25 protein-coding genes and 1 pseudogene are annotated in these 26,029 nt (G+C 67.8%); 18 read left to right on the forward strand and 8 right to left on the reverse strand.

Annotated elements, in window-relative coordinates; translation table 11 throughout:
* The first annotated feature begins 2 nt into the window (after positions 1-2).
* From U7114_RS07025 to U7114_RS07040, 4 genes and pseudogenes are all read left to right on the forward strand, one after another.
* Positions 3-1,343 carry a geranylgeranyl reductase family protein gene (locus tag U7114_RS07025; protein ID WP_323056931.1) on the forward strand — a complete coding sequence of 447 codons (1,341 nt, stop codon included), beginning with the start codon at positions 3-5 and terminating at the stop codon, positions 1,341-1,343.
* Entirely contained in the window at positions 1,340-2,440 is a 1,101-nt protein-coding gene (locus U7114_RS07030) for a polyprenyl synthetase family protein (protein WP_321214165.1), read from the forward strand. The genes U7114_RS07025 and U7114_RS07030 overlap by 4 nt, the downstream gene beginning before the upstream one ends.
* 441 nt (positions 2,441-2,881) lie before the next feature.
* Positions 2,882-3,016 (forward strand): annotated as a pseudogene (locus tag U7114_RS07035) (type IV toxin-antitoxin system AbiEi family antitoxin domain-containing protein); the annotation flags it as partial.
* A gap of 267 nt (positions 3,017-3,283) precedes the next feature.
* Entirely contained in the window at positions 3,284-3,745 is a 462-nt protein-coding gene (locus U7114_RS07040; RefSeq protein WP_323057011.1) for an endonuclease domain-containing protein, read from the forward strand.
* Positions 3,746-3,834: 89 nt separating this feature from the next.
* Here the strand turns inward: U7114_RS07040 and U7114_RS07045 are convergent, their stop codons facing one another.
* Both U7114_RS07045 and U7114_RS07050 read right to left on the reverse strand, forming a co-directional pair.
* Positions 3,835-4,260 (reverse strand): SMI1/KNR4 family protein, encoded by a 426-nt coding sequence (locus U7114_RS07045; RefSeq protein WP_157241517.1) that lies wholly within the window; start codon positions 4,258-4,260, stop codon positions 3,835-3,837.
* A 13-nt stretch (positions 4,261-4,273) separates the two neighbouring features.
* Entirely contained in the window at positions 4,274-4,942 is a 669-nt protein-coding gene (locus tag U7114_RS07050; protein ID WP_321214164.1) for a trimeric intracellular cation channel family protein, read from the reverse strand.
* A gap of 60 nt (positions 4,943-5,002) precedes the next feature.
* On the opposite strand from U7114_RS07050, the gene U7114_RS07055 reads away from it, so the two are divergent.
* From U7114_RS07055 to U7114_RS07110, 12 genes are all read left to right on the forward strand, one after another.
* Positions 5,003-5,872: a sirohydrochlorin chelatase gene (locus tag U7114_RS07055; protein WP_323056932.1), complete on the forward strand. Its 870-nt coding sequence runs from the start codon at positions 5,003-5,005 to the stop codon at positions 5,870-5,872.
* A gap of 54 nt (positions 5,873-5,926) precedes the next feature.
* A complete protein-coding gene (locus U7114_RS07060; RefSeq protein WP_323056933.1) occupies positions 5,927-7,672 on the forward strand; it encodes a nitrite/sulfite reductase in 1,746 nt (581 codons plus the stop codon).
* On the forward strand, positions 7,672-8,400 hold the full coding sequence (locus U7114_RS07065; RefSeq protein ID WP_323056934.1) for a phosphoadenylyl-sulfate reductase: 729 nt from the start codon (positions 7,672-7,674) through the stop codon (positions 8,398-8,400). Before U7114_RS07060 ends, U7114_RS07065 begins: the two co-directional genes overlap by 1 nt.
* Positions 8,397-9,344, forward strand: a complete 948-nt coding sequence (gene cysD, locus U7114_RS07070) for a sulfate adenylyltransferase subunit CysD (RefSeq protein ID WP_323056935.1) — start codon at positions 8,397-8,399, stop codon at positions 9,342-9,344. Before U7114_RS07065 ends, cysD begins: the two co-directional genes overlap by 4 nt.
* Complete coding sequence (locus U7114_RS07075) at positions 9,345-10,760, forward strand: sulfate adenylyltransferase subunit 1 (RefSeq protein ID WP_323056936.1); 1,416 nt, start codon at positions 9,345-9,347, stop codon at positions 10,758-10,760. It abuts the gene before it with no gap.
* Positions 10,761-10,871: 111 nt separating this feature from the next.
* On the forward strand, positions 10,872-12,038 hold the full coding sequence (locus U7114_RS07080) for an RtcB family protein (protein ID WP_323056937.1): 1,167 nt from the start codon (positions 10,872-10,874) through the stop codon (positions 12,036-12,038).
* A gap of 130 nt (positions 12,039-12,168) precedes the next feature.
* Entirely contained in the window at positions 12,169-13,317 is a 1,149-nt protein-coding gene (locus tag U7114_RS07085) for an ABC transporter substrate-binding protein (RefSeq protein ID WP_323057012.1), read from the forward strand.
* Between the two features lie 28 nt (positions 13,318-13,345).
* Positions 13,346-14,071, forward strand: a complete 726-nt coding sequence (locus U7114_RS07090; RefSeq protein WP_157241525.1) for an ABC transporter ATP-binding protein — start codon at positions 13,346-13,348, stop codon at positions 14,069-14,071.
* The gene (locus tag U7114_RS07095; protein ID WP_157241526.1) at positions 14,061-15,008 is read left to right on the forward strand and encodes an ABC transporter permease; all 948 of its coding nucleotides are present in this window, start codon (positions 14,061-14,063) and stop codon (positions 15,006-15,008) included. The genes U7114_RS07090 and U7114_RS07095 overlap by 11 nt, the downstream gene beginning before the upstream one ends.
* 217 nt (positions 15,009-15,225) lie before the next feature.
* On the forward strand, positions 15,226-15,675 hold the full coding sequence (locus tag U7114_RS07100) for an SRPBCC family protein (RefSeq protein ID WP_323056938.1): 450 nt from the start codon (positions 15,226-15,228) through the stop codon (positions 15,673-15,675).
* Between the two features lie 180 nt (positions 15,676-15,855).
* Positions 15,856-17,121 (forward strand): uroporphyrinogen-III C-methyltransferase, encoded by a 1,266-nt coding sequence (gene cobA, locus U7114_RS07105; protein ID WP_321214158.1) that lies wholly within the window; start codon positions 15,856-15,858, stop codon positions 17,119-17,121.
* A 101-nt stretch (positions 17,122-17,222) separates the two neighbouring features.
* Positions 17,223-18,689: an FAD-dependent oxidoreductase gene (locus U7114_RS07110; RefSeq protein ID WP_311217191.1), complete on the forward strand. Its 1,467-nt coding sequence runs from the start codon at positions 17,223-17,225 to the stop codon at positions 18,687-18,689.
* A gap of 89 nt (positions 18,690-18,778) precedes the next feature.
* Here U7114_RS07110 and U7114_RS07115 read toward each other — a convergent pair whose 3' ends face one another.
* From U7114_RS07115 to U7114_RS07125, 3 genes are read right to left on the reverse strand one after another with little or no spacing between them, the layout of a single operon-like run.
* Entirely contained in the window at positions 18,779-20,077 is a 1,299-nt protein-coding gene (locus tag U7114_RS07115) for an SRPBCC family protein (protein WP_323056939.1), read from the reverse strand.
* Between the two features lie 28 nt (positions 20,078-20,105).
* Positions 20,106-20,933, reverse strand: coding sequence for a DUF1206 domain-containing protein (locus U7114_RS07120; RefSeq protein ID WP_323056940.1), 828 nt, complete (start codon positions 20,931-20,933; stop codon positions 20,106-20,108).
* A gap of 3 nt (positions 20,934-20,936) precedes the next feature.
* Positions 20,937-21,227: a hypothetical protein gene (locus tag U7114_RS07125; protein ID WP_157241530.1), complete on the reverse strand. Its 291-nt coding sequence runs from the start codon at positions 21,225-21,227 to the stop codon at positions 20,937-20,939.
* A 155-nt stretch (positions 21,228-21,382) separates the two neighbouring features.
* Between U7114_RS07125 and U7114_RS07130 the strand changes: the two genes are divergently transcribed.
* Entirely contained in the window at positions 21,383-21,919 is a 537-nt protein-coding gene (locus tag U7114_RS07130) for a hypothetical protein (protein WP_323056941.1), read from the forward strand.
* A 230-nt stretch (positions 21,920-22,149) separates the two neighbouring features.
* Here U7114_RS07130 and U7114_RS07135 read toward each other — a convergent pair whose 3' ends face one another.
* The 3 genes from U7114_RS07135 to U7114_RS07145 form a co-directional block, all read right to left on the reverse strand.
* Positions 22,150-23,400 (reverse strand): AI-2E family transporter, encoded by a 1,251-nt coding sequence (locus tag U7114_RS07135; protein WP_323056942.1) that lies wholly within the window; start codon positions 23,398-23,400, stop codon positions 22,150-22,152.
* Positions 23,401-23,513: 113 nt separating this feature from the next.
* The gene (locus U7114_RS07140; protein ID WP_323056943.1) at positions 23,514-24,194 is read right to left on the reverse strand and encodes a FadR/GntR family transcriptional regulator; all 681 of its coding nucleotides are present in this window, start codon (positions 24,192-24,194) and stop codon (positions 23,514-23,516) included.
* A 6-nt stretch (positions 24,195-24,200) separates the two neighbouring features.
* Positions 24,201-25,478: a CynX/NimT family MFS transporter gene (locus U7114_RS07145; protein WP_323056944.1), complete on the reverse strand. Its 1,278-nt coding sequence runs from the start codon at positions 25,476-25,478 to the stop codon at positions 24,201-24,203.
* A 152-nt stretch (positions 25,479-25,630) separates the two neighbouring features.
* On the opposite strand from U7114_RS07145, the gene U7114_RS07150 reads away from it, so the two are divergent.
* Positions 25,631-26,029, forward strand: a 399-nt coding sequence (locus U7114_RS07150) for a CYTH domain-containing protein (protein ID WP_323056945.1), incomplete at its 3' end; no start/stop codon positions are given.

Below are 26,029 nucleotides of genomic sequence, written 5' to 3' on the forward strand. Positions count from 1 at the left end.
CTGTGAAGGTACTGATTGTCGGCGCGGGGCCGGCCGGCTCCACCGCCGCGTACTACCTTGCCAAGGCGGGCATCGACGTCACCGTTCTGGAGAAAACGAGCTTCCCGCGCGAGAAGGTCTGCGGCGACGGCCTCACCCCCCGCGCCGTCCGTGAAATCCAGAAGCTGGGCCTGCCCCACCCCGAGGGAGAAGGCTGGCGCCGGAACAAGGGCCTGCGCCTGATCGCCGGCGGGCGCACCATCGAACTGCCCTGGCCCGAGGTGTCCGACTTCCCGCAGTACGGCCTGATCCGCACCCGGCTGGGATTCGACGAGGAACTGGCCCGCCATGCCCAGGCCGCCGGTGCCACCATCCTTGAGCGGCACAGCGTCACCGAAGCACTGCGCAACGGCGGCGGCCGGGTCACCGGGGTCCGCGCAGCGCTCCTGGACGAGTCCGGACGCAAGGCGGGGGAGACGCGCGACTTCAGTGCCGACGTCGTCCTCGCAGCGGACGGCAACTCCACCCGCACCGCCGTCTCACTCGGTATCCAGAAGCGGGACGACCGCCCGCTCGGCGTGGCCGTGCGCACCTACTTCACCTCGCCGCGCACGGACGACGACTGGATGGAAGGCTGGCTGGAGCTGCCCGGCCGCGACGGCAAACTGCTGCCCGGCTACGGCTGGGTGTTCGGCGTGGGCGACGGCACTTCCAACGTGGGCCTGGGCATCCTGAACTCCTCGAAGGAATTCGGCAAGCTCGACTACAAGCAGGTCCTGCGCGAATGGACCGCCGGCATGCCCTCCGAATGGGGCTTCACGCCGGAAAACCAGGTGGGCGAGATCCGCGGCGCAGCGCTGCCCATGGGCTTCAACCGCACCCCGCACTATTCGCCGGGGCTGCTCCTGCTGGGCGACGCCGGCGGCATGGTGTCCCCGTTCAACGGCGAGGGCATCTCCTACGCCATGGAGTCCGCCCGCTTCGCCGCCGAGTTCCTGGTCGACGCCTCCTCCCGCTCGCTGGCAGCGGGAGGAACGTACGACGCCGACGCGCACCTTGCGCGGTACGCGGACTATGTGCGGGACCAGTGGGGCTCGCACTTCACCCTCGGCCGGGCCTTCGCCGCGCTGATCGGCAAGCCGGCCGTCATGAAGCTCGCGCTGCGCACCGGCATGCCCATCCCGGTTCTGATGCGCTTTGTGGTCAGGCTCCTGGCCAACCTCACGGACCCGTCCGCGAGGGGCTTTGAGGACCGGGTAATCCGCGTCCTGGAGTCTCTGGTTCCGGCCACATCCAATACAAAGCCCGCCCCTGCAGACTCCAATCAGCGGTATCCGCTACAAAAAGTTAGGGTTAACCCGTGACCAACGCCGCAGACCACAGCTGGACGCACGCCGGGCACGGCCTGCCGGATTCCGAACCCAGCCTCAACACCACCGCCATCGCTACGGGTTTGCAGCTGCCTGCGGGCTTCGCCGCCATTGCCGGAGACGCCGAGCTGGGCCCGGCCATCACCAACAACCTGGCACGCGTGGAGAAAAAACTCCGTGAAGCGATCGCCAACTCTGATCCCCTGGCTGATGCCACGTCGCGGCACCTGGTGGAAGCCGGCGGCAAGCGCATCAGGCCCCTGCTGACACTGCTGTGCGCTCACCTCGGCGACGCTTCCCTGCCCGCCGTGGTGCAGGCCGCCGTCGTGGTGGAACTGACGCACCTGGCCACCCTGTACCACGACGACGTCATGGACTCTGCCCCGTTCCGCCGCGGCGCGCCCACGGCCCATGAGGTCTGGGGCAACTCGGTGGCGGTGCTCACCGGCGACTTGATCTTCGCGCGGGCCTCAATCCTGGTGTCCGAACTCGGTTCGCGGGCCCTCGGCATCCAGGCCCGCACATTCGAGCGGCTGTGCCTGGGCCAGCTGCACGAGACCGTGGGGCCGCGTCCGGATGAAGATCCGATCGAGCACTACCTTTCCGTGATTGCTGACAAGACCGGTTCGCTGGTGGCGGCGTCCGGCCAGCTCGGCGCCATCTTCGCCAACGCCGATCCCGCGTTCGAGCCCGTCCTGGTGGAATATGGCGAGAAGGTGGGTGTGGCCTTCCAGCTCGCGGACGACGTCATCGATGTCACCGGGATCAAGGTCAAGTCCGGCAAGTCCCCGGGCACCGACCTTCGCGAAGGTGTTCCCACCCTGCCCGTGCTGCTCCTGCGCAAGGCTGCCGCGGACGGTGACCAGTCCGCCGTCGGGCTTCTCCGGCTCATTGACGGGGACCTGTCCTCGGATGAGGCGCTGGCCGAGGCCGTCGCCGGGCTGCGCGAGCACCCCGTGACTGCGGAGTCCTGGGTTGTTGCCCGCCGGTGGGCCGATGAAGCCATCGCCGCCCTCGCGCCGCTGCCCGAAGGCGTGGTCAAGGACTCGCTGTCCAACTTCGCGCTTGCTGTGGTGGACCGCGCCAGCTAGCCCGTGCCTGCGTGGAAGCCCGGTTGCCGCAGAAGGTGCCGGGCTTTTCCGTGTCATCGATTGCTGTGCAGATGGCGTTTTGGCGCCACATAACGGCAGGTATGGAGCAATCGATGGGTTAAACGGGATAGCCCCGGTTCTCCGCAACGATACGAGTCATACGTTGCTTTGAACCGAGGCTATCTCTCCGTTCGCATCAGACCCGCCGGAGGCGTTTAGCGGATCCGTGAATAGTCTATGACAGCTTTGTCACATCGCGCAAGTAGGTTGTTACCTCTTTTGTCACAGGCGTTGAAGCCATATTGCGGCCGGTGGGTAAATGACCGAAAGGCGCCAAAAGATACGCGTCCGGGACCACTTTCCTTGAGTGACGCTCAGTCTTCGTCCACATAGCTCCTGCCCTGCCTCGCGGATCGGGCCGCCTCGGGTGACGCTGTCGTGGTGGACATCAGCGACTATCTTCAGCGCCGCGGTGGCGTGGCCCGGACATCGCATCTGGAAAAGGCCGGATTTGGACGGGCAGCCGTCAGGGGTGCCGTGGCCAGTGGCCGGATCGTGAAGTCCAGCCGCGGCGTTTACGCCATTCCGGCAGCAAATCCCCTGCAGCAGGCCATGAATCGGGGAGGGCTTCTGACGTGTGTGTCTGCTGCACCCGTATACGGGTTGTGGACCTTGAAGAGTGACCCGGCCTTGCACATCTGCCGCAGTCATCCGGTGCGCACCCCGGGAGTGGTGGAGCATGGGCGGCCCAGACATCCGAGGCACGGCTGGCTTCCTGTTGTGGGCCTGGCAGACGTCCTGCTGCATAGCATGCGTTGCCTACCCGAGCTGGAGGCTCTGATAATGATCCAGTCTGCTGCCGGACGCGGCGACATCTCTCTCGAGTTCCTCTACGCCAGCTGTGGTGGCAAGCGCAATGGCAAGGCAAGGAAGCTTCTGGACCTGGTGATTCCCAGGGCGGACTCAGTGCTTGAAGTGCTTGCCAATACGCACTTTGCCAGAGCTGGGCTCAGAGTGCGGAGGCACGTGAATATTCCAGGGGTGGGGGAGGTGGACTTCCTTATCGAGGAGTGCCTTGTTGTGGAGACCGACGGCTCAACCCACTTTGAACCACGTTCAGTCAAGAAGGACCAGCGGCGGAACAACCGGAGCATCCTGGGCGGTTATCTGGTGCTCCGCTACTACTACGAGGACGTGGTCCATGCGCCGGAGGCGATGGTCGCAGAGGTCCTGTCTGTCCTCGAGTTGAGGCGCAGAGGTGTCTTTCCGGCGCGTCCTGCCGATGGCGGCTACGGAAATGCGTAACTTTTGGCCCTGCCACGGCTGCCCGTTCCCGGAAACTCAGGGATCTGCCAGAGTGCCGGCTTTATAAGTCACGCATTTCCGGCCGGAACCTAGTCTTCGTCGTCCTCGAAGGCCCACTCGAACATGTCGAACACGAACTCCGAGAAGGTGCCTTCCTCGGACTTCCACTGGCCGCGGGCGTTGTTGCGGCGGTACACGATGGGGTCCGGGACGCTGAGGTCTCCCATGCGGAACCCCCAGGTGTATTCCTCTTCCTCGTCCTCGAGGAACATCAGGAAGCCTTCGTCGTCGACTTCCAGTTCGTCCGGATCCCAGAAGTAGTGGTACGCCTCCATCAGGTCCTCGCAGCCGCCAACGGCCAGGTAGAACTCGCGGAGCACCAGGGGAATCTGGAATTGGTGGTCGGCCAGGGCCTTGTCCAGCTCCTCCGGAGTCAGCCCGTCCTCTGCCTGCCATTCGTCCTCGAGATACTTTGGAACCAGCGCACGGAATTTCTCGAGGAACATGTCAGTCATGGTTCAATCCTAGCTAATCGCGGCCCCGCGATTCGCCGCTGTCGGCCTCAGCCCGGTGCCAGCCGTGGACGGCCAGGGGGATGCGCCAGGACCGCCGCCAGCTTGCCACCCGGAAGGCAAATACGACGGCGGCAACGGCGCATGCGGTGAGCGCATTGAAGGTTCCGGTCACCCAGAGCACTCCGGTCAGCGCGGCCCCGCAAAACGCGGGCACCGCGTACAGGTCCGCGGGGTTGAACAGCTGTGGCACCTCGTTGGCCGTGATGTCCCGGAGCAGCCCGCCGCCCACCGCCGTTGTGACCCCCAGCAGGACCGCGGCCGGGGGGTTCACGCCAAAGGACAGCGCCTTCAGTGTGCCGGTGATGCAGAAGAGGGCCAGCCCGCCGGCGTCGAACAGCACCAGCAGGGACGTGAAGCGCTGGAACGCGGGGAACAGGAAGTACACCAGGACTGTAGCCAGCACCGGCGGGACGAGGTACGCGGGGTTGGTGAACGCGGCCGGGATGACGGCGAGGATGATGTCCCTGATCACGCCCCCGCCGAGGGACACCAGCGAGGCCAGCAGGAGCGAGCCCACGATATCGAACTGCTTCCGGGCCGCCAGCAGCGATCCGGACACGGCGAAGAAGAAGATGCCGGCCAGGTCCAGCCATACCAGGGCGATGTCAAAAGGGAATGTCATGGAGCGTCCCGGCGGTTTAAAGAGGGCGGACAGGGCGGCTCCAACGTTACGCTAGCCCCTATGAACAGCCCCATCATGATCGCCTGCGCCCATGGGACGTCCAACACACAGGGAGCCGCGGAGGTCAACGCCCTGCGCGCCGCCATCGCCGCCCTCCGCCCGGGCCTCGATGTCCGGGAAGCCTATGTGGACGTCCAGCAGCCGGACCTGGTGGATGTGGTGGCCGGCCTGCCCGAGGGTGAACCCGCCGTCGTGGTTCCGCTGCTGCTCAGCGTTGGCTACCACGTCAAGGTGGACATCGCCCGGGCCGTGAAGAGCCGGCCGGGCAGTGCTGCTGCCGCGCCGCTGGGGCCGGATCCGCGCCTGGCCGCGCTGCTGGACCAGCGGCTGCGGGAGGCCGGTGTCACGGACAACGACGTGATCGTGCTCGCCGCCGCGGGCTCCTCCAACCCCAACGCCGCGGTCAGCGTCGAAGACCTGCTGGGCCAACTCCGCGAACTGCGGTCCAACCGGATGGTGGCGGCCTATGGTGCCTCGGCCAAGCCGTCCGTGCCCGACGCCGTCGCGATGCTCCGCGAGGAACTGGAAGGCGGTGCCGGGGCGGGTGAGTCCGCGGGGGCTGTCGACGTCGGCGGGCGCGTGGTGATTGCCTCCTACCTCCTGGCGCCGGGCTACTTCCACGACCAGCTCGCCAAGGCCGGGGCCGACCTTGTGACCGAACCCCTGCTGCCGTCCCCCGTGCTGGCCGAGATCGCGCTGGAACGGTACGACGCCGCCGTCGCAAAAGCCCGCGAAACCGCGGCCCAGGCGCCGGCCGCCGCCCCGGCCCCCGAGCCCCGGGAAGCCCCCGCAGAACCGGAGCCCGAAACACAGGAGGGTGGCTTCTTCAAGGCTGTCCGGCGTTTCGTGACGAAATATTTCCCTAGGTGACTTAGCGTTTCCGGGCCTTTGTGACGCACTTCGGGCGGGACCTACAGTCGATGCATGACTGATACAGCTCTAGCCGGAGCGTCCGCGGACTCCGCTGCCGCCAAGCGCCCCGCGCGCACCAACCGCCCCGCCGCGAAGCCGCACGGGCAGTGGAAAGTGGACGGCAAAACGCCCCTGAACGCCAACGAAACCTGGAAACAGGAAGACGACGGCCTCAACGTGCGCGAGCGTATCGAGACCATCTATTCCAAAGAGGGCTTTGACGCCATCCCCGGCCAGGACCTGCACGGCCGGTTCCGCTGGTGGGGCCTGTACACCCAGCGCAAGCCCGGGATCGACGGCGGCAAGACCGCAACCCTGGAGCCGCACGAGCTCGAGGACAAGTACTTCATGCTCCGGGTTCGGATCGACGGCGGGGCGCTCACCACCGAGCAGCTGCGCGTCATCGGCCAGATCTCCGTGGACTTCGCGCGTGACTCTGCTGACCTCACGGACCGCCAGAACATCCAGCTGCACTGGATCCGCGTGGAGGACATCCCCGAGATCTGGACCCGCCTGGAAGGTGTTGGCCTGTCCACCACCGAGGCCTGCGGCGACGTTCCCCGCGTGATCCTGGGTTCGCCCGTGGCCGGCATCGCCAAGGACGAGATCATCGACCCCACGCCGCTGATCGCGGAACTGGGGGAGCGGTTCATCGGCAACCCGCTGCTGTCCAACCTGCCGCGCAAGTACAAAACCGCCATCACCGGCCACCCCAGCCAGGACGTGGTCCACGAGATCAACGACTTCGCCCTGGTGGGTGTCCGCCACCCGGAACTTGGCATCGGCTACGACCTCTGGGCCGGCGGCGCGCTGTCCACCAACCCGATGCTCGGCAAGCGCCTCGGTGCCTTCGTGACGCCGGAGCAGGCTGCCGACGTGTGGCTCGGCGTCACCAGCATCTTCCGCGACTACGGCTACCGGCGCATGCGCACCAAGGCCCGCCTGAAGTTCCTGATGGCCGACTGGGGTCCGGAGAAATTCCGCCAGATCCTCGAGGACGAATACCTCGGCTACAAGCTGGCCGACGGCCCCGCCGCGCCCAAGCCCACCACGCCCGGTGACCACGTCGGCGTGCATGAGCAGAAGGACGGCAAGTTCTTCATTGGTGCCACCCCGCTGGCCGGCCGCCTGTCCGGCGCCGCGCTGGTCAAGCTGGCGGACACCCTCGAGGCCCGCGGCTCCTACCGGCTGCGCACCACCCCGCACCAGAAGCTCGTGGTCCTGGACGTCGAGAAGGAACAGGTTGAGCCCCTGGTGGCTGAACTGGATGCGCTGGGCCTCTCCGCCCGCCCGTCCGTGTTCCGCCGCGGCACCATCGCCTGCACCGGCATCGAGTACTGCAAGCTGGCCATCGTGGAAACCAAGCACACGGCAGCAACCGCAGTCGCCGAGCTGGAACGCCGCCTGGCCGACCTCGCAGAATCCGGCGAGCTGCCGCACGCACTGTCCCTGCACATCAACGGCTGCCCCAACTCCTGCGCCCGCATCCAGACGGCGGACATCGGCCTCAAGGGCATGATGCTTCCCACGCCCGACGGCGACCCCTCCCCGGGTTTCCAGGTCCACCTGGGCGGCGGGCTGGCTTCCAACGACCGCGAGGAAGCAGGCCTGGGCCGCACCGTCCGCGGCCTCAAGGTCTACGTGGACGATCTCCCCGACTACGTGGAGCGCGTAGTCCGCACCTTCGTAGCCCAGCGCGCCGAAGGCCAGACCTTCGCCGAATGGGCCCACGCAGCAGACGAGGAGGCACTGCAGTAATGGCAAAACATCTCGCACCCGCACCTGCCAGGCGTCCTGTGGAAGAGCTCAAGGCCCTGGCCGAAGCCGGCGCGGCCGAGCTCGGCTGGGACGCCCCCGCCCGCGATGTCATCGCCTGGGTGGAGCGCAACTTCGAACTGCCGGCCGTCGCCGTCGCCTGCTCCATGGCCGACGCCGTCCTGCCGGCCCTCGTCGCTGACCAGATGCCCGGCGTCGACGTCCTGTTCCTGGAGACCGGCTACCACTTCCCGGAAACCTATGCCACGCGCGACGAGGTGGCCGCTAACCTCCGCGTCAACGTGGTGGACGTGCTTCCGGAGAACACCGTGGAACAGCAGGACCGCCTCCTGGGCAAGGACCTCTTCGCCCGCGACGCCGCCCAGTGCTGCGCCCTCCGCAAGGTGGCCCCGCTGCAGCGCACCCTGGCCGGCTACGAACTCTGGTTCACCGGTGTCCGCCGCGACGAGGCGCCCACCCGCACCAACACTCCGCTGGTCAGCTGGGACGACAAGAACGGCCTGGTCAAGGTCAACCCGGTGGCCGCATGGACATTCGACCAGCTGGTCCAGTACTCGGACGACAACCTCCTGCCCGTCAACCCGCTGCTATCCCAGGGTTACCCCTCCATTGGCTGCCAGCCCTGCACCCGCAAGGTGGCGCCCGGCGACGACCCCCGCGCCGGCCGCTGGGCAGGTACCGACAAGACAGAATGCGGATTACACGTATGAGCACTTTCCTAACCGAGGAGACTACCCAGGTGACCGACTCCGCCGTCTCAACCCGACTGAGCAGCCTGGACACCCTCGAATCCGAGGCCATCCACATCATCCGCGAGGTTGTCGCCGAGTTCGAGAAGCCCGCGCTGCTGTTCTCCGGCGGCAAGGACTCCGTGGTGATGCTGCACCTGGCCACCAAGGCCTTCTGGCCGGGCAAGGTCCCCTTCCCCGTGCTGCACGTGGACACCGGCCACAACTTCCCGGAGGTCATCGACTTCCGGGACCGCACCGTTGAGCGCCTCGGCCTGAAGCTCGTAGTGGGCTCGGTGCAGGAGTTCATTGACCGCGACGAGCTCGCCGAGCGTGCCGACGGCACCCGCAACCCGCTGCAGACCGTCCCCCTGCTGGACGCCATCCAGCAGAACAAGTTCGACGCCGTGTTCGGCGGCGGCCGCCGCGATGAGGACAAGGCCCGCGCCAAGGAGCGCATCCTGAGCCTCCGCGACGAGTTCGGCCAGTGGGACCCGCGCAACCAGCGGCCCGAGCTGTGGAACCTCTACAACGGCCGCCACACCGTGGGCCAGCATGTCCGAGCGTTCCCCATCAGCAACTGGACCGAGCTGGACATCTGGCGCTACATCGAGCGTGAGAACATCGAGCTGCCCGGCCTGTACTACGCCCACGAGCGCGAGGTCTTTGCCCGCGACGGCATGTGGCGCGCGGTGGGCGAGGTGTCCCAGCCGCTGCCGCACGAGGAAGTCATCACCAAGACCGTCCGCTACCGCACCGTGGGGGACATGTCCTGCACCGGGGCTGTCGAATCGGACGCGTACACGGTGGCCGACGTTGTGGTTGAAGTCGCTGCCTCCACCCTGACCGAACGTGGCGCCACCCGTGCAGATGACCGCATCTCCGAGGCCGCCATGGAAGACCGCAAGAAGGACGGGTATTTCTAAATGAGCACCGACACAGTTTTGTCCGGCGCGGCCGGCGACCTCGAAGCTGCCCTGCCCACAACGCTCTTCCGCTTCGCCACCGCGGGATCGGTCGACGACGGCAAGTCCACTTTGGTGGGCCGCCTCCTTCACGATTCCAAGGCCATCCTGGCTGACACGCTCGACGCCGTTGCCCGCACCTCCGCGGACCGCGGCTTCGGCGGGGCTGCCGGCGGGATCGACCTGGCGCTGCTGACGGACGGCCTGCGTGCCGAGCGCGAGCAGGGCATCACCATCGACGTGGCCTACCGCTACTTCGCCACCGACCGCCGCAGCTTCATCCTGGCCGACTGCCCCGGGCACGTCCAGTACACCAAGAACACGGTGACCGGCGCGTCCACTGCGGATGCCGTCGTCGTCCTCATCGACGCCCGCAAGGGCGTGCTGGAGCAGACCCGCCGGCACCTGTCCGTGCTGCAGCTGCTGCGCGTGGCGCACGTGATCGTGGCCGTGAACAAGATCGACCTGGTGGACTTCAGCGAATCCGTGTTCCGCGGGATCGAAGCCGACGTGCAGCAGGTGGGCCGCGAGCTGGGCCTGGGTGCCGATGGAATCACCGACCTGCTGGTCATCCCCGTGTCCGCCCTCGACGGCGACAACGTGGTGGACCGCTCCGAGCGGACCCCCTGGTACACCGGCCCCGCCCTGCTTGAGGTCCTTGAGACCCTGCCGGCCGCCGACGAACTGGAAAGCCACCTGGAAAGCTTCCGCTTCCCGGTGCAGCTGGTCATCCGGCCGCAGGGCGCCCTGGCACCGGACGCCGTTGCCGCCGGGCTGGACGTGGAGGACTACCGCGACTACCGCGCGTACGCCGGCCAGATCACCGAAGGCTCGGTCAAGGTGGGGGACAAGGTTTCGGTCCTGACCCCCGGCCAGGACCCGCGCACCACAACGGTGGTGGGCATCGACTTCGCCGGCGCCTCGCTGGAGGAAGCCGCCGCCCCGCAGTCCGTGGCCATCCGCCTGGCCGAGGAATTCGACGTCGCACGCGGCGACACCATCGCTGCAGCCGGCACCGTCCGCGAGGCCTCCGCAGACCTGTACGCGTCACTGTGCTGGCTGTCCCCGAAGCCCTTGCGCGAGGGCCAGAAGGTGCTGGTCAAGCACGGCACCCGCACTGTCCAGGCGCTGGTCCGCAACGTTGGAGGCAAGCTGGACCTGGCATCGTTCAAGCTGGAACCGGCGTCCACCCTGGAACTGAACGATATCGGCAACGCGCAGCTCCGGCTCGCCGCGCCGCTGCCGCTGGAGAACTACCTGCACCACCGCCGCACCGGCGCGTTCCTGGTGATCGACCCGCTGGACGGCAACACCCTCGCCGCCGGCCTGGTCAAGGACCACCCGGGCGACCACGAGGACGAGCGCTACAGCATCTAGGGACTCCCTTTCGAAGCCGCGGCTTGTTCGCAGATCCGGACCTTCAAGGTCCTGATTCGCGAACAAGCCGCGGTTTTGTCGTCTCGTATGGTTGTTGGAAGGAGGCGGAGCATGGAGACCATCAACCCGAAGCTTCTGAACTGGGCTTCGATCCTGGATGAAAAGACCCGCGAGCAGGCCGTGATGACCTCACAGCTGCCCTTCATCTATCCACACCTGGCCCTGATGCCGGACGCGCACCTGGGCCTGGGCGCCACCGTGGGCTCCGTCATCCCCACGCTCGGCGCCATCATCCCTGCGGCGGTGGGGGTGGACATCGGCTGCGGCATGATCGCGGTCCGGACCCAGTACGCGCTTAAGGACCTTCCCAAGAACCGCAAGACGCTGCGCGAGGACATTGAACGCGCCATCCCGCTTTCGGCCGGTCACAACAACCGGACAGTGCTCCCCACGGCGGAACCCCGGATCGTGGAGCTGAAGAGGCTGGCCGCGAAAGCCGGCTTCAATCCGGGCCAGTATGTCGAAAAATGGGAACTGCAGTTGGGCTCCCTGGGCTCGGGCAACCACTTCATCGAGGTCTGCGCAGACGAATCCGACGCGGTCTGGCTCTTCCTGCACTCCGGCTCGCGCGGCGTCGGCAACAAGATCGCCCAGCACCACATCGGCGTCGCGCAGCGCGTGGTGACGAAAAGCAGGGTCCACCTCCCTGACCGGGACCTGGCCTACCTCGAGGAGGGCACGCCCGAGTTCGAGAGGTACATCGCGGAGCTGCGCTGGGCCCAGCACTTCGCGCTGCTGAACCGCGAGGAGATGATGGACCGCGTTACCACCCGGTTCGGCCACTGGGTGCGCGGCCGGGTGCGCGAGCTGGAACGGATCAACTGCCACCACAACTTCACCCAGCAGGAGACGCACTACGGCAAGTCGGTGTGGGTGTCCCGCAAGGGCGCCATCAAAGCCGGGCCCGGCGATCCTGGACTCATTCCCGGGTCCATGGGGACGGCGTCGTACGTAGTGGAAGGCCGCGGCAACCCCGCGTCGCTGAACTCCTCGCCCCACGGGGCCGGCCGTGAGTACTCCCGCAACGCCGCCCGCAAGGCGTTCTCCCTGGAGGAGCTGAAGAAGGCCATGCGGGGGATTGAGTTCCGGGCGTCGGAGGCCTTCATCGACGAGATTCCCGCAGCCTACAAGCCCATTGACCAGGTGATGCACGACGCCGCGGACCTGGTCACGGTGCGGCACAAGCTGCGGCAGCTGGTCAATGTGAAGGGCAACTGAATCGCGGAAGTCCGGTGGCAGGGCGGCCGAATGTGACGCTAGATGAACGTGCGTGACCCCCCGTTTAGGCTTCATTGAACGGGAATATGACTCTCCCTATGGTGAAACAATGACTAGTTCCAAGCCCGGGATGATCCGCATCGTGGCAGGCGAAAGCGCAGCACCCAAGCGCAAGCGTGCCGTCGAGGCCGCCCTTGCCATCGGACTGGTCCTGCTGATCGCCGTCGGGGCCGTGGTGGCGTCCACCGTTTCGCGGAACACGGAGGCGCAGGCCGCTGAGCCCACGCCAGCCGCCGAGCTGAAGCTCGGGTACTTCGGCAATGTCACCCATGCCCCGGCACTGGTTGGCATCAAGGAGGGGTTCCTCGCCGAAGCCCTGGGCAGCACGTCGCTCAGCACCGAAACCTTCAACGCCGGGCCGGCAGCCATCGAGGCCCTGAACGCCGGCGCCATCGATGCCGCCTACATCGGCCCGAACCCGGCCATCAACTCGTACGTCAAGAGCCGGGGCGAGTCCGTCAGGATCATTGCCGGTGCTGCCGCGGGCGGCGCCCAACTCGTGGTCAAGCCGGAGATCAACTCGGCCGCCGACCTCCAGGGCAAGACCCTCGCCTCCCCGCAGTTGGGCGGCACGCAGGACGTTGCCCTCCGCGCCTGGCTTGCCGGCCAGGGCTACAAGACCAACGTTGACGGCAGCGGCGATGTCGCCATCAACCCCACGGAAAACGCGCAAACGCTGAAGCTGTTCCAGGACGGAAAGCTCGACGGCGCGTGGTTGCCTGAGCCGTGGGCGTCACGCCTGGTGCTCCAGGCCGGAGCCAAGGTGCTGGTGGACGAAAAGGACCTGTGGGACGGCAGCGGCACCGGGAAGCCGGGCGAGTTTCCCACAACGGTGCTGATCGTGAACCAGAAGTTCGCCGCGGACCATCCGGACACCGTCAAAGCACTGCTGGCCGGCCATGCGAAGTCGGTGGCCTGGCTGAACGAGGCCCCCGCCGCGGACAAGGCTTCCGTCATCAACTCGGCACTGCAGGAATCCGCGGGCGCGGCCCTTGCCGAGGATGTCCTGGCCCGGTCCCTGGCCAACATCACATACACGCTGGACCCGCTGGCCGGAAGCTACCCGCGGCTGCTGCGCGACGGCGTCGCGGCCGGCACCACCAAGCAGGCCGAGATCAACGGGCTCTTCGACCTCCGCCCGCTGAATGGCGTGGCCGGCGAAGGCCCCGCCGGCCAGGGCAGCAGCAAGATTTCAGCAGCCGGCCTCGGCCAGGACTGATCCAACCCACCAACTTAAGGACGGCACCATGCCAGTCGTACTGGAACACCTGGGCAAGCGCTTCGGCGACGGCGCCCCGGTACTGGACGACGTCAACGCCACCATCGGGAAGGGCGAGTTCGTTGCCCTCCTCGGTGCCTCCGGCTGCGGCAAATCCACCCTGCTGAACATCATCGCGGGACTGGAGCCGCCGTCGTCGGGCGCCCTGGAGGTGCCCAGCGACGGTGCCGCCTTCATGTTCCAGGACGCCGCGCTGTTCCCGTGGCTGACCGCCCGGGAAAACATCGAGCTGGCCCTGAAACTCCGCGGCGTGGGCAAGGCTGAGCGCAAGGCCAAGGCCCAGGAACTCCTTGAGCTGGTGCACCTGGGTTCGGCCGGGGACAAGCGCCCGCACGAGCTCTCCGGCGGCATGCGCCAGCGCGTGTCACTGGCGCGCTCGCTCGCCCAGGACCGGCAGCTGCTCCTGATGGACGAGCCCTTCGCCGCCCTCGACGCCATCACCCGCGACCTGCTGCACGATGAACTGGAGCGGATCTGGAAGGAAACCGGGCGGACCATCGTCTTCGTGACCCACAACGTCCGCGAGGCCGTCCGGCTGGGCCAGCGCGTGCTGCTGCTGTCCTCGCGGCCGGGCCGGGTGGTCCAGGAGTGGGACGTCACCGAGGAACACCGAACCGACGCCGGGCTCGCCGGCCAGCTGACCGGGGTCATCACTGCCCGGCTCCGGGAGGAGATCCGCCGCCATGCCAAGTAACCCAACGCCCCTGGCCGAAGCTTCCGCCGAACCGGCCGAGCCCCGCCACATCCACGCCGCGCTGACCCGGTCCTCCACCGGGCGCGAGGACCTGCGCGAACTCGAGTCCGGGCTGGACTCCCTGCAGTCCGACGCCGACCGGAAACGCCGGGTGGACTGGAGCCGCATCCTGCTGCCCATCGCCGCCCTGGTGGTGCTGGTGCTGATCTGGCAGTTTTACGTCTCGCTTGGGTTCAAGCGCCGCGATCAGGTCCCAGGCCCGATGGACGTGCTGGGCCAGATGGGAGTCCTCTGGAGCGAGGGCAAAGTGCAGGAATCCGTATGGACGTCACTGCAGCGAGGGCTGGTGGGCTTCGTCATTTCGGTCGCCATCGCCACGCCCGTGGGCCTCCTGCTCGCACAGGTCGCACCCTTGCGCCGGGCCTTTGGTCCGCTGATTTCCGGGCTTCAGGTGCTGCCGTCGGTTGCCTGGGTCCCGGCGGCCATCATCTGGTTCGGCCTCACCGACGCCACCGTGTATTTCGTGGTGTTCATGGGCGCCATCCCGTCCATCATCAACGGCCTGATTTCCGGTGTGGACCAGATCCCGCCGCAGTACCGGCGCGTGGGCACCGTCCTGGGCGCGTCCCGGCTGGAGATGGCGCTGCAGATCATCCTCCCCGCCGCGCTGCCCGGCTACCTGGGCGGCCTGAAGCAGGGCTGGGCCTTCTCCTGGCGGTCTCTCATGGCGGCGGAAATCATCGCCGTGGGCGGCACCATCGGCTTCGGCCTGGGCTCCCTGCTGGATCAGGGAAGGCAGCTGTCCGACATGGCCGTGGTGATGTCGGCGATCCTGCTGATCCTCGCCGTCGGCATCCTGATAGAGCTGTTGGTCTTCGGGCCCATCGAGAAGCGGCTCCTCCGCAGCCGCGGCCTCCTGGCCGGCAGCACCCGCTAAGCACCCCCGCCTTCCGCACCCCGCAAAGCCCGACGGCGACCTCCCGCCGTCGGGCTTTGCCGTGTCCGCCGACCCAAATGCGTAACTTCTGACCGCCCGGGGCTGCTCCCGCCGCGCGGTATCGCGGGCACCGTCCTGCATCAGGCCCAAAAGTTACGCATTTTCGGCCGGACCCGGGAGGTGCCGACCCAAAGGACCTGGATGGCAGACTGGCTCCATGACCGCCAATTTTGCGTGCCACACCGAGAGTTCCCTTCCGCCGGAGAGGCTGTTCGACCTGGCCCGCAGCGTCGACGCCCACGTGGAATCCCAGAAAGGCTCGGGGGAGCGGGCGGTGGCCGGCGTGACGTCCGGGCTGATCGGTGAGGGCCAGGAAGTCACCTGGCGGGCACGGCATTTCGGGCTTTCGCTCACGATGACCAGCCGCGTCACTCAGATGGACTACCCGCGGAGCTTCACGGACGAGCAAATCCGCGGCCCGTTCCGGTCCTTCCGCCACGTCCATGAATTCGAGGCCACGCCCGGCGGCAGCATCATGACGGACCGGGTGGAGTTCAGCGCACCGTTTGGGCTCCTGGGCCGTGCAGCCGAAAAGCTGGTCCTGCGGCCCTACCTGCACCGGCTCATCCGGGACCGCGGCCGGTTCCTCGCCGGCATCAGCAACTGAACCGGGCACATTGGCGCGGACGCGCCGGGGACAAGGGGGCAGACGGCCCTGGGCCCCGCCGATGTGCCCCATGAAGGCGACCGACGACGGCCTGGCAGCTTTGTGACGAAGCGTTACCTTGCGTGAACTGGTGTTGCTCGGCCTTTGTGGGCGATTGTGACGCGGCCCTACCGTTGATTCATGGCAATTCAGGATATTTACCCCACCGCGCTGCGCCTCCTCGGCCGCCCGGTGCTGGTGGTGGGCGGGGGCCCCGTTGCTGCCCGCCGCGCCAAGGGGTTGCTTGACGCCGGTGCAGTGGTCACCGTCGTGGCTCCCGTTGCCTCCGCCGCGCTCCAGGACATGGCCGACGCCGGCCTCCTCACCTGGGAGCAACGCACCTACCTTCCGTCCGACGTCGACGGCGCCTGGTTCGTCCAGACCGCCACCGGCGATACCGCCGTGGACGCCCAGGTCTCGAACGACGCCGAGGCGCAGCGCGTCTGGTGCGTCAACGCCTCCGACCATGAGGCCTCCGCCGCCTGGACCCCGGCAGTCGCCGAGGTGGACGACGTCAAGATCGCAGTGAACGCCGGGGGAGACCCTCGCCGTGCCATGGCAGTGCGCGACGCCGTTGCTACCGCCCTCGAAACGGGTGACCTTCCGTTGCGCCGCCGCCGGGCCCACCGCGGTTCCGTTGCGCTGGTGGGTGGCGGCCCCGGCGATACCGGGCTCATCACCGTCCGCGGCCGCCGCCTCCTGGGCCAGGCCGACGTCGTGGTGGCCGACCGCCTGGGCCCCCGCGAACTCCTGAACGAACTTGCACCCGATGTCCGCGTGATCGAGGTTGGCAAGACGCCCGGCCACCACCCCGTGCCGCAGGCGGAGATCAACCGGATCCTCGTCGAGGAAGCCCTCAAAGGCCACCGGGTGGTCCGGCTCAAGGGCGGCGATCCGTACGTCCTGGGCCGCGGCGGGGAAGAGGCCGAATACTGCCGGCAGCACGGCGTCGAGGTTGAAGTGGTTTCCGGCGTCACGTCGGCGATCTCCGTTCCCGCCGCAGCCGGAATCCCGGTGACGCACCGCGGACTGGCGAAGGGCTTCAGCGTGGTGACCGGCCACGAGGAACTCTCTGAAATCCCCGCCCGCCCCGACCACACCATCGTCCTGCTGATGGGTGTGGGCCAGCTGCGCGAATCCGCGTCCGCCCTCGGCAAAGCCGGACTGCCTGACGGGACGCCAGTTGGTATCGTGGAAAACGGCTATTTGCCGGACCAGCGCGTGACGATCGGCACCCTTGGTTCCATTGCGGACCAGGCGGAAGCCGCCGGCGTCGCAAATCCTGCCGTGATTGTCATCGGTGACGTGGTGCGCGTGAGCCCTTTCGCGCCGTCGCACTTCAAAACCGCTGACTATAGCACCACCACCCCGAACAGCCCCCGCAAGCCCCGAGTCCTCACAACCTAGTAGCCCCCACCCAACTAAGTAGCGCCAAGTGTCGTTTTGAACCCTCATAACGACACTTAGCGCTACCTAGTTGGGACGGACCGAAGAAAAGGAACACAGCCGTGTCATCAAGCACCACCGTAGGTTCTGCCGAACGTCCGCTGCGCGTCGCCGTCGTGGGCTCCGGCCCGGCCGGCGTCTACGCCGCGGACATCCTCACCAAGAGCGAGGCCGTCAAGAGCGGCGAGCTGACCGTGAGCATCGACCTCTTTGACCGCTACCCGGCACCCTACGGCCTGATCCGCTACGGCGTTGCCCCGGACCACCCCCGCATCAAGGGCATCGTCAACGCCCTGCACAAGGTCCTGGACCGCGGCGACATCCGCTTCTTCGGCAACGTGGACTACGGCACCGACCTCACCATCGAGGACCTCCGCACCCACTACGACGCCGTCATCTTCGCCACCGGGGCCATCAAGGACGCGGACCTGAACATCCCCGGCATCGAGCTCGAAGGCTCCTTCGGCGGCGCAGACTTCGTCTCCTGGTACGACGGCCACCCGGACGTGCCGCGCGAATGGCCGCTCGAGGCCAAGGAAATCGCCGTGATCGGCAACGGCAACGTGGCCCTGGACGTGGCCCGCGTCCTGTCCAAGCACGCCGACGACCTGCTGGTCTCCGAAATCCCGGACAACGTCTACGCCGGCCTGAAGGCTTCCCCGGTCACGGACGTGCACGTCTTTGGCCGCCGCGGCCCCGCCCAGGTGAAGTTCACCCCGCTGGAGCTGCGCGAGCTGTCCCACTCCAAGGACGTGGACATCATCCTGTACCCGGAGGACTTCGAGTTCGACGAGGAATCGGACCGCCAGATCCAGACGAACAACCAGACCAAGACCATGGTGGGCACGCTCACCAACTGGATCGCCGAGCAGCCCGAGGACCTCTCCGAGCTCAAGGCTTCCCGCCGCCTGCACCTGCACTTCCTGCACAGCCCGGTGGAGATCTATGACGACGCCGAGACCCCGGGCAAGGTGGCCGGCATGCGGTTCGAGCGCACCGAGCTGGACGGCACGGGCAACGCCCGCGGCACCGGCGAGTTCGTGGACTACCCTGTCCAGGCCGTGTACCGCGCCATCGGCTACTTCGGCTCCGCCCTGCCGGAGATCGAGTTCGACCACACCAAGGGCGTCATCCCGAACGACGGCGGCCGCGTCCTGGACGCCTCGGGCACCCACGTGCCGGGCATCTACGCCACCGGCTGGATTAAGCGCGGACCGGTGGGCCTGATCGGCCACACCAAGGGCGACGCCCTCGAGACCGTCACCTACCTGCTGGAGGACCGCGAAAACCTTCCGGTGGCCAGTGTCCCCGCAGAGGACGCCGTCGTGGAACTCCTTGACGCCCGGGGCGTGAAGTTCACCAGCTGGGAAGGCTGGCTGGCGCTGGACGCGCACGAGCTCGCCCTTGGCGCAGCCGCCACGGAGGCCGGCGGCTCCCACGGTGTCGAGGTCAAGCGCGAGCGCATCAAGGTGGTGCCGCGCGAGGACATGGTGGACATCTCCCGCGACGGCGTGGCCGCGCAGGTCTAGTTCGCAGGAACAACGCGGGGTCACTTTCCGCCCGATAATCCGAAATTATTGGGCGGAAAGTGACCCCGCGTTGCTTTAACCCGTGCGTGCTATCTCCCTGCCCCGCCTGCTGCCATGAGTTCGAGCCGCTTGAGGGTCTCGCGGTTGCGCACTGAGATTGCGGGGTCACGCAGTACCTTGGGCACCCGCTTGCCGGGTCCGCGGATGGCATCCTCGGCGATGGTCACCAGGCACTGATCGCCCCGGTCCTCAAGGGTGATGGCCACCTTCGCTTCGCCCATGGGCCAGCCGCGGGCCACCAGTTCCAGGGATTTACCGGGTTCGACGCCGGTCACCTGCGTGCTGTCGTTGATCACCAGCGGCCACGCGCCCACGGAATGGTGCAGGCGTGAGCCGGCCTGCGGCCACGTGTCATCCACGGCCCTGATCCGGGAAGCGCCCACCACCCAGCCGGAGTACAGCCAGCCGTCGGCGATGACTTTCCAGATATCGGCGGCGGGGGAGTTGAACAGCTGGGACACGGTGGACATGGTGTTCCTTCCTGTGGTGGTGGAGCGGGCAGGATTCCCCGCCGCAGCGGGGGAGCGTACGACGGCGGCAGGAGCCGGCTGCTGTGCCGCCAGGTAGGAGCGCTCCCGGAGGCGGCGCGCCCAGGCATACGTTTGTGTTCCGGGCGGCTGGTTGGCGAGCGGGTCGAAGCGCAGGGGAGTGTCCCGCGGCTCGGGGGCGGCGCGCAGGCGCAGCTCGCCGCACTCATGCCACTGCCCGGCTGGCCTGGCCCAGTACAGTCCAAGAATCCATTCCCCGGAAGCCAGCGACGCGTCCGGAAGCTGCTCCGTCCGCAGGCCCAGCAGCACCGGACCTTTCCGGCCGCGGTACGGCATGAGGGTGGTCAGGGTGGCGCTTGCGACGTCGAGTTTGGGCTGGAGCAGGAACCGGCCGGGCAGCCGCCAGCCGGTGGACGCGAAGAGGACGTCGGCCGGGCCGGGGCCGGCAAAGCCGGCAGCAGGGCCGCCGGGAGCATGACCGCCGGGCGGGGTGACCCGAAGCGCAAGCCCCAGGATGTCCGGAAGGTTCTGCGGCAGGCCGGCCGAACGGGAAAACCTCGCCTCGACGGTGTCCGTGCCGGGCTGGTCCAGCCAGTCCAGCCCGCTCGGCTCACCGGGGCTGCCGGTCCTCGCCAGGTCCCCGGCCAGTCCCACCCCGTCCGGATGGATGGGCCGGTCAGGCCGGGCCAGCTTGAGGAGGCGGAACATGCCTGCGAAGGCGCCGCCCGCCGTCGCACTTAAGGCCCTGCCCGCCGTCGCACTTAAGGCCCCGCCCGCCGTCGTACCTACGGGTCCGGCGCGGCCGGCGGCGGGTTGGTCACTCACAAGGTGGTCCGTCATGCTTCCTTCCTACCCCGAAAAGGCGGAACTACATGCGTCCGAACCGCGACCGGACGAGGGCGAAAATCCCATAGGCGATGAATCCGGCACCGATGGCCACCAGGAGGTACGGCCCGAAGGGGTGGTCCTGGAGGGCCTTGAGGCTGCCGTCCAGCCCGGTGGATTCGTCCGGGTTGTGCTTGGCGGCGGCGATGACGAAGAGCAGTCCGGTGAGGACCAGGGCGACGCCTTTGGCGATGTGGCCGCCGACGCCCAGGACGTCGATCAGCCTGCCGCGCCGCCTGCCGTCGAAGTAGTACAGCTCCTCCTTGAACCCCCGGCGGACCCCCTTGGCCATGAAGTAGATTCCAATCCCAATGATCGTCAGGCCGAGGGCCACCAGCGTCCACAGCCCTGGCGGCGTAGCCATCAGCGAGGCGCTGAAATCCCGGGTGCTGTCACTGGAATCCCCACGCAGCCCCACGGCGAAACCGGCGAAGCTGAACCCCACGCTGCTGTAGGCGATGGCCAGGAAACCGGAGGAAATGAGCTTGGACACGCGCTCCTTGCGGGGGAGCCGGCGTGCCCGCAGGGTGGCCTCGCTTGCCTGCCACAGCCCCAGGCCGAGGCAAGCCAGTACGCAGGCCCACATCACGCCCGGGCCCCAGGCGTTGGCGGCGAGCTGCTCGATCGCCCCGGTGGGTTCGGCCTCGCCGGGCTGGCCGAACGCCACGGCGATGGCAATGGCGCCGATGATCACGTGCAGCAGGGCCATGACGGCGAATCCAGTGCGCGCCAGGACGTCCAGGGCCTTGTGGTTGGAGGCCTCCTCGACAGCGTCCGCGGCCTGGCGGATGGTGGATTCCCCGTCAGACATGGCTCAGCCGTTCATTGGTCCTTCGGCCCGCAGCTTCTCGGCGCCGGGCCCCTCGACGTGCACGGTGCAGCGGACCACGAGCCTTCCGGGGGCGTTGTCCAGTTCCACCAGGGAGTCGTCCGCACTCAGGACCGTGAACACCTGGGAGTCCGGCACCACGGCCACCCCCTTGGCTTTGGCCGTCTCCCGGGCGTTGCCCAGTGCCTCGTTCTGCAGGCCTTCTATGTATGCGTTCTCGTCTTCACGGGCCGGATCCCCAAAAGCCCAGCCAAACAAAGTCCCGGTGTTTCCCATGGCGACGATGTTACGCGTTCTGCTCTGGGAAGACGGGCTTTCGTAACATTAGTAAGTGTGCTTACCATGGGCGGGCCAAGACCCTGACGGGACACGGCAAGCGAAGACCGCACGAGCGGCATCCCGCAACCACTTCGACGTTAGGAATGCACAACATGGCAGGAAACCTCATTGCCCGGTCAGTTCACGATTTGACGGCAGCGGCGTGGTTCGGTGGATCCCTCATGGGGGCCATCGGCCTCAATGGTGCAGCGGCGGCAGCCAAGGATCCGTCCGAGCGCACCCGGCTCTCCAGTGCCGGCTGGATGAAGTGGGCGCCGTTCCAGACGGCGGCCTTCGCCTCCCACCTCGTGGCGGACCTGGCCATCGCCTGGGAGAACAAGGGACGCATTGCCAAGCAGGAGGGCGTGGCCCGGGACACCGTGATCAAGACGGCGGTGACGGTGGTAGGCGCGGCTGTAACGCTGTACTCCGGCATCCTTGGCAAGAAGGTGGAGAAGCTTGCGGACCAGGGCGCCGCGGGTGCCACGGAGCCCCGGCCGGAGGCGTCCGACGAACTGAAGGCGGCCCAGCAGCAGCTGAAGGTGCTGCAGTGGGTCATCCCGGGATTCGCCGGACTGGTGGTTGTCCTGGGTGCGAAGCACGGCGAGATGCAGCGTCCCAAGAACGTCCTCGCGGGCCTGCGCTCCTAGCCGGACGGGTGCCTGCCCCGGGGTAAGGCGGCAACGCACGACGACGGTCCGGCACCTCGGTGCCGGACCGTCGTCGTGCGGTGCCGCCGTACCCCGGGGCCGGCCCGGCGGCGGGCCCGGCACCGGGGGGCCGGCCCGGGGGAACGCGGCCACCGCACGCCGACGGTCCGGCACCTCGGTGCCGGACCGTCGTCGTGCACGGGGCCGGGAAGGTGTCCTTGCCGGCCGGCCTAGATCGGTTTGGTGCCCGCCGGCGGCAGGTTCGGGTTCATGTCCTCGAGGTTCGGGTCCTCGGCAGTCCATACCTGGATGATGGCCCAGGCAACGGCGGCCAGCGGCACGGACAGCACCGCACCCACGATGCCGGCGAGGATGGTTCCGGCCGTCAACGCCATCAGGATCACCAGGGCGTGGAGCTGCAGGGACTTGCCCATGACGATGGGCTGCAGGAGGTCGCCCTCCAGTTGGTTGACGGCGATGACCACGGCCACCACGATCAGGGCGACCACCGGCCCGTTCGCCACCAGCGCCACCAGGGCTGCAAGGATCCCGGCCACGGTGGCGCCCACCAGGGGGATGAAGGCGGTGATGAAGACGACGATGGCCAGCGGGATGGCCAGGGGCACCTGCATGATCAGCAGCGCCGCGCCGATGGCCACCGTGTCCACCAGGGCGACGATCGCGGTGCCGCGGACATAGCCGCCGAGCACCTCAAGGGTGCGGCGTCCGACGCGGCGCAGCTTGGCCTCACGGGCTCCGGTGAACGGGCGGAGGAAGAAGTTCCAGATCTTGGCGCCGTCCTTCAGGAAGAAAAAGAGGATGACGATCATCAGGCCGGCCCCGGCGATGAACTCGGTGACCACGGACAACCCGGTGATCGCGCCGGAGCGGACCTGGCTGCTGGTGGCGAAGTCGATGATGCCCTGCCGGGCCTGGTCCAGCTGTTCCTGCTCGATGGGGACGGGCCCGGTCAGCAGGAACTTCTCCAGCTCATCCAGTCCGGAGGAGGCTTGCTGGGCGAGCTCGCTCCACTGGTTGCGCACCGAGAAGTAGATGACGGTGGACACGCCGCCCAGCACCAGCAAAAGGCCGATGAACGCGATCCCTGTTGCCAGTCCCCCGGGCAACCCCCGGCGCCGGAGCATGTTCACGAACGGGCCGATGGCCGCGGCCAGGATCAGCGCTATCAGGATTGGAATGACTAAGAGCTTGATCTGCATCAGCGCGTAGACGGATACAACCGCAACGATAAGGATCAGCAGGACCTGGGCGGCGCGGATGCCCACCCTGCCCAGGCTGTCACCCCAGAGCTCGGAGGGGGACCTGGGTTCCTTGGGCTTCCGGGCAGCCGCCGGGCGGTGGCCCTCGCCGCCGGGCTCCCCGTGCGCGGCGGCAGCCGGAACAGCCGGTGATTGTGCCGTGGCCTCCTGCGGGGGTTCGTGGCTCACGTCGTGCTCGGTGAGGCGTGATGATCGCGCCATGGGAACTCCTCATCGTCGGCGGGTGCCTGCCGCGCCGGGATGCCGGACAGGCTTACTACCTTCTCAGGTAGTAAGCCTACTGACGGATTGGGCAAGGGTGAAACCCCGCAGGACTATCCGGCGAGCCATTCGGCGCAGGAGTTCAGGTTCCGGTTCACGGTGGCCACGGCGGCCTCCGCGTCACGGAGTTCAATGGCATCAACCAGCAGGCCGTGCCCCTCATGCGGGCGCCCGTCGAAACCGGGCCGGCCCTGCTGCTTCAGGAGGTCCTGGTGGAAGGCGGCGCCAAAGCTGGCGTACAGCTCGTGCAGCAGGGGGTTGCCGGAGGCCTGGGCTACCCGTTCATGGAAACCCCAGTCAGCGCGCGCCCAGGCCTCGTAGTCGCCGGCGCCCCAGGCCTGGTCCCGGGCGGCGAGCAGGGCACGCAGGGCCGTGACGTCGTCGTCCGTGGCATTCCTCGCCGCCAGCCGGGCCGCCTGGGTGTCCAGGCCCAGCCTGACTTCCAGGATGTGCTCCTCGGTGTGGTCCTGGTACAGCCGGCGGGCCGCGCCGGAAATTTCACTGGTGGCCCGGACGTAGGTGCCGTCACCGCGCCGGACCTCCAGCATTCCGCTGTGGGCAAGGGCCTTGACGGCCTCGCGGAGGGTGCCGCGGGAGACGCCGAGGCGGGCTATCAGCTCGGTTTCGGACGGGATGCGCCGGTGCAGGGGCCATTCGCCGGAGTGGACCATGCTGCGCAGCTTGGCGGTGACCTCGTCCGCGAGTGGCGGGCGGGAGGATGGGCTTAGGGCCATGGCGTGCTACTTCCTTCCAACGGCGTTGGTCATGGCCCTGCCGGTGATCAGGTGGGCCACCACGATCTGGGCCAGCGCCAGGCCAAGCAGGAGCAGGAGGGGCAGGGTCCAGCCGCCGGTGGCGCTGTGCAGCAGTCCCATCCCGAACGGCCCGGCCGTGGCCAGGAGGTAGCCCGTGGACTGGGCAAGCGTGGACAGCGCGGTGGTTTCGGCGGTGCTCGCCCCGCTGCGGCTGATCATCACCATCACCAGCGGGAAGATGCCCAGGCCGAAGCCCAGCAGGGCGGCAGGGACGGCGGCCAGGCCCACCGGGAGCACCAGCAGCAGCACCAGGCCCGCCACCATGGTGACGCTGACCAGGTAGAACGCAGGCCGCAGCATCCGGGGCCGGGAGCCGATCGCGATCAGCACCATGCCTGCCGGCACGGAGACCAGCTGCATCAGCCCGAACATCAGTCCGCTGTCCGAGGCGCTCATGCCCATGGTGGTCAGCATGTAGGGGAACCAGCTCAGCAGGGCATAGGCGAGCAGGGCCTGCAGCGTGAAGATCACTGTAAGGAGCAGCCCTTTGCGGGTCCGCAGCAGCGGCCACGGCGAGACGCGGACCGCCGGCCTCCGGGGACTGTTGCGGTGGGCGTGCAGTGCCACGGGCAGGAAGCCAAGGAGGGCCGCGACGGCGGTGATGCCAATGGCACCGACGGCCGCCGACGGCGAACCGAGGGCGTGGGCCAGCGGAACCACGGCGACGGCGGTCACGGTGGCACCCGTGGTCATGGTCACCGTGTAGACGGCGGTCATGAGCGACGTGCGGTGCGCGAAGTGTTCCCGGATGAAGGAGGGCATGGCCACATTGCAGACGGCCAGGCCGGACATGCCAAGGACGCTGCCGGCCACCAGCATGCCGGTGGCCGGAATGCCGCGCAGGAGGAGCCCGCCGGCCAGCATGGCCAGGGCCACCAGGATCGCCTTTTCCACGCCAAGGCGCCCGGTCAGCCAGGAGGTGCCGGCGCCCGCCAGCGCAAAGCACAGCGTGGGGATGGACGGGATGACGGCGGCCACCAGCGCCCCATACCCGAGGACCGCTTGGAGGTCATGCAGCAGGGCGGACGCTCCGGTAATGCCCGCGCGCAGGTTCAGTCCGATCAGCACCAGCGCAATCACGCCGAAAACGACGGCGGACCGGGGCTTGGTGCCCGTCCCGGACAAAGCGGCGGCCGGGACGGCCGGGGTTGCCGGAGCGGCAGCAGCGGGCGCGTTGGCGGCGGGAGGATACGACTCGGGCATCTCTCGAGTCTAAAGGTTAGACGTTTGACGTCTGCAGTTTTGTGGCGGAACTCTCTCCCGGCCGTTCATCTTCGGGCAATAGAATCCGGTTACGGCACCGGGCCAGCCAGGTCCGGACCCGCCGCAACGACGCGGAAGGACGGCCTGTTTCGGTGAGCCAACAAACGGAGATTGAGAAGAAGTACGACGTCGACGAGGACGCCGCTGTGCCTCCGCTGGAGGGCCTCCCCGGAGTCACCAGGGCGGGTCTTCCCCATACTGCTGTGCTTCAGGCCGTTTACTTCGACACGAAGCGCCATACACTGGCGTCCCACCGGATCACCCTCCGCCGCCGCACCGGCGGAACCGACGCCGGCTGGCACCTGAAGCTGCCGCCGCTGGATGACGGTGCTTCCGCAACGGAACCGCTGCAGCGGCGGGAACTGCACGCCCCGCTGGGGCAGCCCGATGTGGTGCCTGACAGCCTCTTGGCCTACCTCCAGGCATACCTCCGGGGGGCTGAGGTGGCTCCGGTGGTGGGGGGGGGGGCCCCCCCCCCCCCCCCCCCCCCC

Origin of the sequence: Pseudarthrobacter sp. C1 (genome assembly GCF_034720455.1) — a bacterium.
Taxonomy (GTDB): domain Bacteria; phylum Actinomycetota; class Actinomycetes; order Actinomycetales; family Micrococcaceae; genus Arthrobacter.

Excerpts from the sequence above, each read along its gene's own strand:
- U7114_RS07120 (WP_323056940.1), bottom strand. The coding sequence starts at position 20,933 with ATGTCTGACGGGGAATCCACCATCCGCCAGGCCGCGGACGCTGTCGAG.
- U7114_RS07075 (WP_323056936.1), top strand. The coding sequence starts at position 9,345 with ATGAGCACCGACACAGTTTTGTCCGGCGCGGCCGGCGACCTCGAAGCT.
- U7114_RS07045 (WP_157241517.1), bottom strand. The coding sequence starts at position 4,260 with ATGACTGACATGTTCCTCGAGAAATTCCGTGCGCTGGTTCCAAAGTAT.
- U7114_RS07080 (WP_323056937.1), top strand. The coding sequence starts at position 10,872 with ATGGAGACCATCAACCCGAAGCTTCTGAACTGGGCTTCGATCCTGGAT.
- U7114_RS07100 (WP_323056938.1), top strand. The coding sequence starts at position 15,226 with ATGACCGCCAATTTTGCGTGCCACACCGAGAGTTCCCTTCCGCCGGAG.
- U7114_RS07065 (WP_323056934.1), top strand. The coding sequence starts at position 7,672 with ATGGCAAAACATCTCGCACCCGCACCTGCCAGGCGTCCTGTGGAAGAG.
- U7114_RS07055 (WP_323056932.1), top strand. The coding sequence starts at position 5,003 with ATGAACAGCCCCATCATGATCGCCTGCGCCCATGGGACGTCCAACACA.
- U7114_RS07060 (WP_323056933.1), top strand. The coding sequence starts at position 5,927 with ATGACTGATACAGCTCTAGCCGGAGCGTCCGCGGACTCCGCTGCCGCC.
- U7114_RS07095 (WP_157241526.1), top strand. The coding sequence starts at position 14,061 with ATGCCAAGTAACCCAACGCCCCTGGCCGAAGCTTCCGCCGAACCGGCC.
- U7114_RS07130 (WP_323056941.1), top strand. The coding sequence starts at position 21,383 with ATGGCAGGAAACCTCATTGCCCGGTCAGTTCACGATTTGACGGCAGCG.
- U7114_RS07050 (WP_321214164.1), bottom strand. The coding sequence starts at position 4,942 with ATGACATTCCCTTTTGACATCGCCCTGGTATGGCTGGACCTGGCCGGC.
- U7114_RS07085 (WP_323057012.1), top strand. The coding sequence starts at position 12,169 with ATGATCCGCATCGTGGCAGGCGAAAGCGCAGCACCCAAGCGCAAGCGT.
- U7114_RS07040 (WP_323057011.1), top strand. The coding sequence starts at position 3,284 with ATGATCCAGTCTGCTGCCGGACGCGGCGACATCTCTCTCGAGTTCCTC.
- U7114_RS07135 (WP_323056942.1), bottom strand. The coding sequence starts at position 23,400 with ATGGCGCGATCATCACGCCTCACCGAGCACGACGTGAGCCACGAACCC.
- U7114_RS07090 (WP_157241525.1), top strand. The coding sequence starts at position 13,346 with ATGCCAGTCGTACTGGAACACCTGGGCAAGCGCTTCGGCGACGGCGCC.
- cobA (WP_321214158.1), top strand. The coding sequence starts at position 15,856 with ATGGCAATTCAGGATATTTACCCCACCGCGCTGCGCCTCCTCGGCCGC.
- cysD (WP_323056935.1), top strand. The coding sequence starts at position 8,397 with ATGAGCACTTTCCTAACCGAGGAGACTACCCAGGTGACCGACTCCGCC.
- U7114_RS07140 (WP_323056943.1), bottom strand. The coding sequence starts at position 24,194 with ATGGCCCTAAGCCCATCCTCCCGCCCGCCACTCGCGGACGAGGTCACC.
- U7114_RS07145 (WP_323056944.1), bottom strand. The coding sequence starts at position 25,478 with ATGCCCGAGTCGTATCCTCCCGCCGCCAACGCGCCCGCTGCTGCCGCT.
- U7114_RS07125 (WP_157241530.1), bottom strand. The coding sequence starts at position 21,227 with ATGGGAAACACCGGGACTTTGTTTGGCTGGGCTTTTGGGGATCCGGCC.
- U7114_RS07115 (WP_323056939.1), bottom strand. The coding sequence starts at position 20,077 with ATGACGGACCACCTTGTGAGTGACCAACCCGCCGCCGGCCGCGCCGGA.